Raw genomic sequence first — 244 nt, 5'->3', positions numbered from 1 at the left:
GGGCATCCGGTCCATCGCGGCGATCCGGGCGGCGTGCGACGGGTGGCTGTCCCACCGGTACTGCGTCGCGTCGGGGCCCTGACGGCGCAGGTCGGCGAGCCCGTCGGAGCGGGCGGCCAGCAGCGCGTCGAAGCCGCCGAAGAACGCCGGCGCCGCGGGGGCGAGCCCGACCTCGGACGCCGGCGCGACGTAGACCCCGGTGTAGTGCGCCCAGGCGGCCGAGACCGCCTCGCCCTCGCGCAGG

1 protein-coding gene is annotated in these 244 nt (G+C 78.7%); it reads right to left on the bottom strand.

Going from position 1 to position 244, the window contains the following annotated elements:
- The coding region (locus tag KVT14_RS20940; RefSeq protein WP_217617352.1) for a hypothetical protein at positions 1 to 244 on the bottom strand (244 nt) is incomplete at both ends.

The organism is Cellulomonas sp. GbtcB1, from assembly GCF_019091725.1.
Taxonomy (GTDB): Bacteria; Actinomycetota; Actinomycetes; order Actinomycetales; family Cellulomonadaceae; genus Cellulomonas.
The sequence above is the reverse complement of the archived record's forward strand: the minus strand, read 5'-3'. Positions and strand labels throughout refer to the sequence as shown.